Annotated in this window: 9 protein-coding genes and 3 tRNA genes; all 12 read left to right on the top strand. The window is 29.4% G+C overall.

Annotation, left to right across the window (positions count from 1 at the left end):
* Positions 1-248: 248 nt before the first annotated feature.
* Positions 249-482, top strand: a complete 234-nt coding sequence (locus tag AABM47_RS08015) for an ATP synthase subunit C family protein (RefSeq protein ID WP_338410409.1) — start codon at positions 249-251, stop codon at positions 480-482.
* Between the two features lie 16 nt (positions 483-498).
* A tRNA-Met gene (locus AABM47_RS08020) sits at positions 499-573 on the top strand.
* A 207-nt stretch (positions 574-780) separates the two neighbouring features.
* A tRNA-Ala gene (locus AABM47_RS08025) sits at positions 781-853 on the top strand.
* A gap of 67 nt (positions 854-920) precedes the next feature.
* On the top strand, positions 921-1,286 hold the full coding sequence (gene ndhC, locus AABM47_RS08030; protein ID WP_338410410.1) for an NADH-quinone oxidoreductase subunit A: 366 nt from the start codon (positions 921-923) through the stop codon (positions 1,284-1,286).
* 139 nt (positions 1,287-1,425) lie between these two features.
* Positions 1,426-2,103 (top strand): uS2m family ribosomal protein, encoded by a 678-nt coding sequence (locus AABM47_RS08035; RefSeq protein ID WP_338410411.1) that lies wholly within the window; start codon positions 1,426-1,428, stop codon positions 2,101-2,103.
* A 16-nt stretch (positions 2,104-2,119) separates the two neighbouring features.
* Positions 2,120-2,193 (top strand) — tRNA-Asp (locus AABM47_RS08040).
* 254 nt (positions 2,194-2,447) lie between these two features.
* Complete coding sequence (locus tag AABM47_RS08045) at positions 2,448-3,611, top strand: cytochrome b (protein WP_338410412.1); 1,164 nt, start codon at positions 2,448-2,450, stop codon at positions 3,609-3,611.
* Positions 3,612-3,715: 104 nt separating this feature from the next.
* Positions 3,716-4,198, top strand: a complete 483-nt coding sequence (locus tag AABM47_RS08050) for a hypothetical protein (RefSeq protein ID WP_338410413.1) — start codon at positions 3,716-3,718, stop codon at positions 4,196-4,198.
* Positions 4,199-4,617: 419 nt separating this feature from the next.
* Positions 4,618-5,061: a hypothetical protein gene (locus AABM47_RS08055; RefSeq protein ID WP_338410414.1), complete on the top strand. Its 444-nt coding sequence runs from the start codon at positions 4,618-4,620 to the stop codon at positions 5,059-5,061.
* A gap of 76 nt (positions 5,062-5,137) precedes the next feature.
* Positions 5,138-7,351: an NADH-quinone oxidoreductase subunit NuoG gene (nuoG, locus tag AABM47_RS08060; RefSeq protein WP_338410415.1), complete on the top strand. Its 2,214-nt coding sequence runs from the start codon at positions 5,138-5,140 to the stop codon at positions 7,349-7,351.
* 91 nt (positions 7,352-7,442) lie between these two features.
* Positions 7,443-7,934 carry an NADH-quinone oxidoreductase subunit NuoI gene (gene nuoI / locus AABM47_RS08065; RefSeq protein WP_338410416.1) on the top strand — a complete coding sequence of 164 codons (492 nt, stop codon included), beginning with the start codon at positions 7,443-7,445 and terminating at the stop codon, positions 7,932-7,934.
* Between the two features lie 11 nt (positions 7,935-7,945).
* Positions 7,946-8,646 (top strand): NADH-quinone oxidoreductase subunit H (locus tag AABM47_RS08070; RefSeq protein WP_338410417.1); only part of this gene is annotated, 701 nt, incomplete at its 3' end.

Below are 8,646 nucleotides of genomic sequence, written 5' to 3' on the forward strand. Positions count from 1 at the left end.
GCTATGTTAGCTATCCTTTACAACCATCGAATTTAGAAGTCAATTTTAAACTTTTTAAGATTATTTACTTATCAGACAATACTACTTTAGAAAAAGTTTATTACCCGTTTAAACTGCGATATAAAAAACATAAAAATAGTATGTCATATAGTTATAATGAGTTTTTACAGCAAAACTAAAACTTATGAATAAAAAAAGGTTATGCAGTTTATTAATTATATTCCGTCAAATATCTATGTATTTTTAATATGAATCAAACAATGTTACAGTCAGCGAAACAAATAGGTGCAGGTCTTGCTACAATTGGTTTAGCAGGTGTAGGTGCTGGTATTGGTATAGTTTTTGCAGCTTTAGTTAACTCATTTGCAAGAAACCCATCGTTAAGATCACAACTTTTTGGTTTTACGATTCTTGGTTTTGCATTAACAGAGGCTATTGGTTTATTTGCATTAATGATGGCATTTTTAATTTTATTTGGTTAAAACCGATAAATTAAATTGTGGAATAGAGTAGTTTGGATAACTCATCATGCTCATAACTTGAAAATCGTAGGTTCAAATCCTGCTTCCACTATAATAACTACCAAAAACCCTCTTACTTTTTTATTTCTCTTTTATTTAGCTTTTATAAATGCTGCGTAAATTTGCCTTTTTAGTTTAATGGTTAAAACTATTGTTTTGTAAACAATCAATTTCAGTTCAATTCTGAAAAAGGGCTTTTCAATATGTTGTGGATTTAAAACTTTTATATCTTATTAAAGTAAATATCTTTTAACAAGATGGGACTTTAGCTCAATTGGTAGAGTGTTAGTTTTGCATACTAAATGTTAAGAGTTCAAATCTCTTAAGTTCCAAAAGTTTGCAAATAAAAAAGTATTTGCAACTTTGATTAGACCATTTCAATATTTATATATTTTTACTATGGCATTATTTTTTGCTCAATATTTTTCTTTGTTTATCTTTATTATTTTAAGTACTTTATTTGCTTTTATTTTTTTCTTTTTATCTTATATAGTTGCAACACAAAAAGCGGATACAGAAAAACTGTCTGCTTACGAATGTGGTTTTGATCCATTTAATGATGCCCGAAATACGTTTGATGTACGTTTTTATTTAGTTGCAATTCTTTTCATTATTTTTGATTTAGAAGTTAGTTTTTTATTTCCTTGGTGTATTACTATAGGGCATTTATCAACATTTAGTTTTTGGTCAATGTTTGTATTTTTGTTTATCCTTACAATTGGTTTTATTTACGAATGGAAAAAGGGCGCTTTAGAATGGGAATAATAAAGAACTTTATGTTAAACTTTTAGGTTTAAAATTGCTAGATAACATAATTGGCTAATGTGCAAAATTATAACTTTTGTAATAGTAGGTTCAAATCCTCTTCTAGCTTTTTAATATATTAAAAAAAATAAAATAACTTATGTATAACATTTCCTCATTGTCTAAAACTCAGTCCGCGAATAACAATAACGAAGTAAATAATTCTGTTGAAATTTTTTCAGATGCAAATGTAAAGCATAATTTCTATTCTACACTAAGTTTTTGGACTAACAAAGCTAATAGTTGTAACATAAGTACAACTGTTCATTTAATAGGTAAACGTCATGGTTTTGGGGTAATTAATGTTGAGCATCATACAGACATGTTAAAAAATGCCTTAAGTTTTTTAAAAGAGTTAGGTAAAACGAATGGTAAGATATTATTTGTTAACGATCAATTTACTAACAATTTAGACGGTATAGTTAAAACTTTTGCTGTAAATTCTGGCCAACCTTACTCAATTGAAAAGTGGAACTGTGGTAAATTAACAATGGCAGAAGCAAAACTACAGTATAAAGCAGTTATTATACTCAATCCAACGAAAAACTTGTTTTTGATACGAGAAGCTCGCAAATTAGGTATACCTATTATAAGTTTATGTGCAGGTGAATCTGCCATATTTAATGTAACGTATCCTATTATTTGTAATAATGAAAGTGGCGATTCAATTTTATATATTTTATTAACTTTTGCTAATGCTATAATTTATGGGCAATTACAACAAGTTTATACAAATTGGTCTAGTCAAAAAGAAGCACTGATAACAGATGAAAAGTAAATAACGGTTATCGTATGAGAATGTAATTTAGTTGGTTAAAATGATAGCTTGTCACGCTATTTATCATGGGTTCAACTCCCATCATTCTCGTTTGTTTCTGTTCTACGAAAAACTTTGAGTTTTTCGTTTGCAAAGAAAAGAGTAATCAGTTTCACATGTAAAACTTTCTTTTATATATGAAGTCGGTAGTTTAAAACTACATTTTACTCAATTGGAAGAGTGTGTTGTTTTACTGTTTATAAATTAAAATAATACATTTTGTTTTTTAACTTATCTAACAAAGCAAAACAATTTAACAAAACCTAAATAATCTTGTTAAAAACGGTGCAATTTTTCTATTAACTATGGCAACGCAAAGTCTTCGAATTCTTAATCGCCCAATTATTAATGTATTAAATGATCATCTTATTGACTATCCAACACCTGTAAACCGTAATTATATGTGGAATTTTGGTTCAATGGCTGGTATCTTTTTAGTTATTCAAATCTTAACTGGTATTTTTCTTGCAATGCATTATACTCCACACATTGATTTAGCCTTTTTAAGCGCAGAGCATATTATGCGAGATGTTAACAATGGTTGGTTAATCAGGTACTTACATGCAAATGGTGCAAGTATGTTTTTTCTTATTGTTTACATCCATATTGCTAGAGGTTTATATTACGGTTCTTATCAAACACCTCGTGGTTTTGTTTGGGTTGTAGGTGTTGTTATTCTTATCTTAATGATGGCTACTGCGTTTTTAGGTTATGTTTTACCTTGGGGCCAAATGAGTTTTTGGGCTGCAACAGTAATTACAAACTTATTTTCGGCTTTTCCTTTAATTGGTGAACCCATTGTTGCTTGGTTATGGGGTGGTTTTTCTGTAGATCAAGCTACATTAAATAGATTTTTTAGTTTTCATTATTTATTACCGTTTTTAATTGCTGGTGCAACTATTATACATATTGCTGTATTACATCAAAATGGATCAAATAATCCATTAGGTGTAAATGCGGGTGTAGACAAAATTTCATTTTACCCTTATTTTATCTTTAAAGATATGTTTAGTTGGGTTGTTTTTGGTATTTTTTATGCTGGCTTTGTGTATTTTGCTCCAAATTATTTAGGACATACAGATAATTATATCGAAGCAAATCCAATGGTGACACCTGCACACATTGTTCCTGAATGGTATTTTCTTTTTGCTTATTGTATTTTACGCTCGGTGCCACATAAATTAGGTGGCGTTATTGCTATGTTTGCATCTTTACTTATTTTGTTAGTGTTGCCTTATACAGGAGTTGCGGAAACTCGTAGTTCATCATTCCGTTTATTACACAGAAAATTCTTCTGGGTTTTTGTACTTAACTTTGTTGTTTTAAGTTGGATTGGCGGCTGTGCACCAGAAACTCCTTACTTAGAAATTGGTCAAACTGCAACAGTATTTTATTTCTCGTACTTTATCATAATTATTCCTATGCTAGGTTTTCTTGAGAAATTTTTGTTATCTTATCCGACAAAATAATAATTTTCAAGTCTTGATTCATCATTTCATTTTACAAATATCACTTACAAAAAATAAAACTAAACTACGAAAAATATGTAGTCAAACAATTATAATACACTTTTATGTTTAGCAATCCTTTAAAAATTTTAACTTTAGTTATCATCGTGTTTTCGAAAGAAATTTTAGTATTTAACGAAGAAGTTCTCATTGTACTTGCATTTTCTATTTTTATCTATTTAGTTTTAAATGGTGCAAGTTCTATGATTAGTGAAGAATTAGATGAAAAAGCACAGTCTATCCAAAATAAGTTCAATGTTTATAATGATATCCAAGAAAAGACTATTGTTTATTTATGTGATTATTACACTAAAAGAGAATTCCTTTCAACTAAAATTCAAAAAATTGAAAGTATACAAAAAGCGCGTATATCAACGATTGAACGTTATGTAAAAATTAATTGTCAAAAATTACTTGTTTCACATATAGAAGATATCTTAACTAGATTTGTTTTAAATGAATATATCTCGAAAAATGCTTTTCAGCAAAGGTTTGTCTCTAAACTGAACAAGCTCAAATCGAAGATTGAAAAATTAAAAACAAAGTAATCTAATAGAAAATTCAAAGTATTGTATTTATGAAAAAAAATAGAGCCATATCTCCGCATTTAACAATATATAAACCACAAATTACATCACTGATTTCTATTTTTCATAGAATTAGTGGTTCGTTTTTAAGCATGTTTATTCTTTTTGTAGTACTCGTTATTCAGTTTGACGTCTTATTTAGTGAGTATTTTTTACACTATGCTTTGATTTGTACGTGTAGTGTGTATTTTACTTGGTTATTTAAAAGTCTTTTTATTCTAATCTTTGGTTTGTTATTTTTTCACATTTGTAATGGTCTACGTCATTTATCTTGGGATTTTGGCTTTGGTTTAGACATTAAAAATGTTTATATTACTGGTTTAGTCGTTTTAACAATTGCATGTGCCATCTTAATCTTATTATCATTATAAAAAGTATTTATGCCTCAGCTCGATTTACTTACATTTTTCCCACAATTTTTTTGGTCTTTTATTTTTTTCATTTCTTTTTTTTTCTATTTCTCTTATTGCATAATTCCAAGTATTGCTACGCCTTTAAAGTTACGAAAGCAAAAATTAATTAAATTAGCTGACGAAATTAATAAAAAAAAAGATGACTCGTCTCATTTATTAATTGAATACGATAATCTAGCTAGCAATTCATTTGATGAATCAAAAAAAAAATTAGATAAAGTTATGTTAAATGGCACTGTTTGGTCTAATTCTAAAATTTCAACGTTAAATAGAGGTAATCTCTCTAAAATTACTTTACGTTTTTTAAAAAACTGTTTTGAAAAGGAGTCTAATGAATTCATAAAATCTTCAAGTTCGAAGGCATCAAAAACACAAAAAAAGATGCCAAAAAAAGGACAAAAACGTAAATAACATGTTGGGTTATTTCTTTAGTCTACTTAAAACAAATAAATTATGTCTACGAATGTTATTATATAAATAAGAATATATGAAATTTAATATTACAATTGATTCTAAAATGGTTGAAGTTAATAATGGTATGTCCATTTTGCAAGCTTGTGAATTAGTAAATGTTTTAGTCCCCAGATTTTGTTATCACGAAAGATTATCTGTTGCAGGTAATTGTAGAATGTGTTTGGTTGAAATTGAAAAAGCTCCAAAACTCGTAGCTTCTTGCGCTATGCCTGTAATGCCTAATATGGCAATACATACGAATAGTTTAGCTGTAAAAAAAGCGCGTGAAGGCGTCTTAGAGTTTTTGCTAGTTAATCATCCTTTAGACTGTGTGATTTGTGATCAAGGTGGAGAATGCGATTTGCAAGATCAAACGTTGGTTTTTGGTAGTGATCGAAGTCGTTTCCGTGAGCATAAACGTGCTGTTGAGGATAAACAGTGTGGCCCATTAATAAAAACAATAATGACAAGATGTATACATTGTACAAGATGTGTACGCTTCGCAAATGAAATTATAGGTTTACCAGATTTAGGTACATCTGGTCGTGGTAATGTATTGGAAATTAGTTTGTATATTAAAAAGTTATTCAAGTCTGAATTTTCAGGTAATATCATAGATCTTTGTCCAGTTGGTGCACTAACATCAAAAACGTATAGTTTTACTTATAGACCATGGGAATTTAAAAGTGTAGAATCTATAGATATTTGTGATGCAGTTGGCTCGAATATTAGAATTGATACTCGTGGTTATGATGTAATGCGCATTTTACCTCGATTAAATGAGAGTATTAACGAGGAATGGATTTCAGATAAGGCTCGTTTTAGTTTTGACGGTTTGAAAAAACAACGTATTTATTCGCCGCTACTAAAACTCGTAGAAGATAACAAAAGTTTGTGGGTTGCTATTAATTGGGCTGAAGCTATATTTCTTGCATGTGAACATATATATTCTAAAGAAACAACGAAAGTTGGTTTTGTTGGTGCTAATGCAAATATTGATTCGATTGCTTTGTTACAAGATTTGATATATGAATGTAATGGTTTTTTTGTTGATGCAAATAAAAGTAACATAAGTATAAGTGATTTTCAAGTTAACTTTAGATTTAATGCAACTATTGCAAATATAGAGCACTCAGATTTATGTTTACTTTTAGGTGTAAATCCACGACTAGAAGCACCCATTCTTAACCTTAGATTAAGAAAACGTTACATTGCAGGTGGTTTTAAAATAATGTCATTTAACTCAGCAATAAATTTGACATATCCTGTTTACAATTTAGGAATAGGGGCTAAGAAATTATTCCAATTTATAAAAGGAAAACACTCATTTTCTGCTATTTTTGCAGCAGCTAATAATCCTCTTATTATAGTAGGTAAGTCTTTTTTTTCTTTATTTGGAGAAAATGAAGGCCAGGCGCTATTAAGTATTTTAGTGAAAAATACGAATGTTAAAAAAAACAATTGGTTTGGTTTATGTTATTTGTCTTCAGAAGCTTCTGAACCCAATGCAAAAGCTCTGGGTATTTCTCAAATTTGTTCTAACAATTTACATTCGTCAGATGTTATTATATGTGAAAACAAAAACATTTCAGACTTGTCAATCGTAAATGCTTTATCTCAGAAAGACGTTGTACTATATTGTTTAGGTGACAGCAACTTTTTTGCAACGCACAGTAAAGGTTTTGAATTTAAATTTGTAATTTATCAAGGATCATTTTTAACTGAACAAGTATTAAAATATTCTAATCTTATATTGCCTACACCTACATATGTAGAGGAAAGCGTTGGGTTTTTAAATATCGAAGGTCTTTATCAAGAAACGAATGCTGCGTTAAATCCGCCAGTTGGGGTAAAAGCCGGGGGAAACATAATCGAATCAATTATTAATTACGAATATTTTTTCAATTTATTCAAAGAAAATTTATTAGCAACAAAGACGCCTATCGAAAATATAAAGACAATTACTACTTTTAAATATTTAGAATGGACAAAGGAAAAAAAAAATTTTTTTCACTTTTCTCAGTTTGCTTCGTATCTTAAACAGAAAAAGAGATTTTTACCTATTTTTGGATTTGACAACTTAACGTCTGTAAGTCAATTTGTGGGAAAAACTTCATATATAGCTTCGACAAAAATTGAAAATTTCTATATTTCTGATACTTTAAGTGAAGTTTCAAGTACAATGGCAAAATGTTCTGCGGTACTTTTGAATAAGTCACCTTTTCAGAATATTAAAGTACGTTTATAACTTGATAGAATATTCAGATATAAACAAAGATTAAATTAAGCAGGCATTTTTACGTACAAATTATAAATAAAACAATTAAATAAACAGTATTATGGCAAATTATTTAGACAAAAGTATTAAAGTTTTATATTTAACGGAATTATTCAGAGGGTTATGGATAACATTACAATATTTTTTTAGAAGAAAAGTTACACTTAATTATCCATTTGAAAAAGGTGCATTAAGTTCAAGATTTAGAGGCGAGCATGCCCTACGTAGATACACAAGTGGTGAAGAAAGATGTATTGCATGTAAGTTATGCGAGGCTGTTTGTCCTGCTCAAGCAATTACAATTGAAGCAGAAGCGCGGGTTGATAATAGTCGAAGAACAACAAGATATGACATCGATATGACAAAATGCATTTTTTGTGGTTTTTGTCAGGAAGCGTGTCCTGTGGATGCTATTGTAGAAGGGCCCAATTTTGAATATGCTACGGAAACACACGAAGAATTATTGTATAATAAAGAAAAATTGTTACAAAATGGAGATCGGTGGGAAGTAGAAATACAAGCAAATATCGCAACAGAATCGTTTTATAGATAAGTTATAAGAATATGATTAATTTTTTAGTAGTGTTAAATGTTTTATTAAAGTCTTTAGGTGTTATTATTCCATTATTAGTGGGTGTAGCCTACTTAACATTACTTGAAAGAAAGGTAATGGCAAGTATGCAGCAAAGACGAGGTCCAAATGTTGTTGGTTTTTTCGGATTATTACAACCTTTTGCAGATGGATTAAAATTACTCATAAAAGAAACAGTTTTGCCAAGTAGTTCAAACATTGGTATATTTATTTTGGCGCCAATTGTTACTTTTTTACTTAGTTTAATTACATGGGCTGTAATTCCAATAGGTAATAATTTAGTTTTTGTGGATTTAAGTGTTGGTGTCTTATATGTTTTAGCTATATCGTCGCTTGGTGTTTATGGTATTGTTTGTGCAGGTTGGTCAAGTAACTCAAAGTATGCGTTTCTCGGTGCATTACGTTCAGCTGCACAAATGATATCGTACGAGGTATCTATGGGTTTGATAATAATTTCCGTATTAGTTTGCGCAGGGTCTTTGAATTTAACAGAGATTGTATTATCACAAAACAAAGTTTGGTATATTTTTCCATTATTTCCATTATTTATAATGTTTTTTATTTCTGGTTTAGCTGAAACTAACAGAGCGCCTTTTGATTTACCAGAGGCAGAGGCTGAACTCGTTTCTGGATATAATACAGAGTATGCTGCAATGGGTTTTGCTTTATTTTT

Source organism: uncultured Flavobacterium sp. (assembly GCF_963925415.1).
In the GTDB taxonomy this organism is placed as follows: Bacteria; Bacteroidota; Bacteroidia; order Flavobacteriales; family Flavobacteriaceae; genus Flavobacterium.

What these genes read in the sequence shown, in the direction of transcription:
- nuoI (WP_338410416.1), top strand. Translation starts at nt 7,443, where the DNA reads ATGGCAAATTATTTAGACAAAAGTATTAAAGTTTTATATTTAACGGAA.
- AABM47_RS08045 (WP_338410412.1), top strand. Translation starts at nt 2,448, where the DNA reads ATGGCAACGCAAAGTCTTCGAATTCTTAATCGCCCAATTATTAATGTA.
- AABM47_RS08055 (WP_338410414.1), top strand. Translation starts at nt 4,618, where the DNA reads ATGCCTCAGCTCGATTTACTTACATTTTTCCCACAATTTTTTTGGTCT.
- AABM47_RS08050 (WP_338410413.1), top strand. Translation starts at nt 3,716, where the DNA reads ATGTTTAGCAATCCTTTAAAAATTTTAACTTTAGTTATCATCGTGTTT.
- AABM47_RS08035 (WP_338410411.1), top strand. Translation starts at nt 1,426, where the DNA reads ATGTATAACATTTCCTCATTGTCTAAAACTCAGTCCGCGAATAACAAT.
- ndhC (WP_338410410.1), top strand. Translation starts at nt 921, where the DNA reads ATGGCATTATTTTTTGCTCAATATTTTTCTTTGTTTATCTTTATTATT.
- nuoG (WP_338410415.1), top strand. Translation starts at nt 5,138, where the DNA reads ATGAAATTTAATATTACAATTGATTCTAAAATGGTTGAAGTTAATAAT.
- AABM47_RS08015 (WP_338410409.1), top strand. Translation starts at nt 249, where the DNA reads ATGAATCAAACAATGTTACAGTCAGCGAAACAAATAGGTGCAGGTCTT.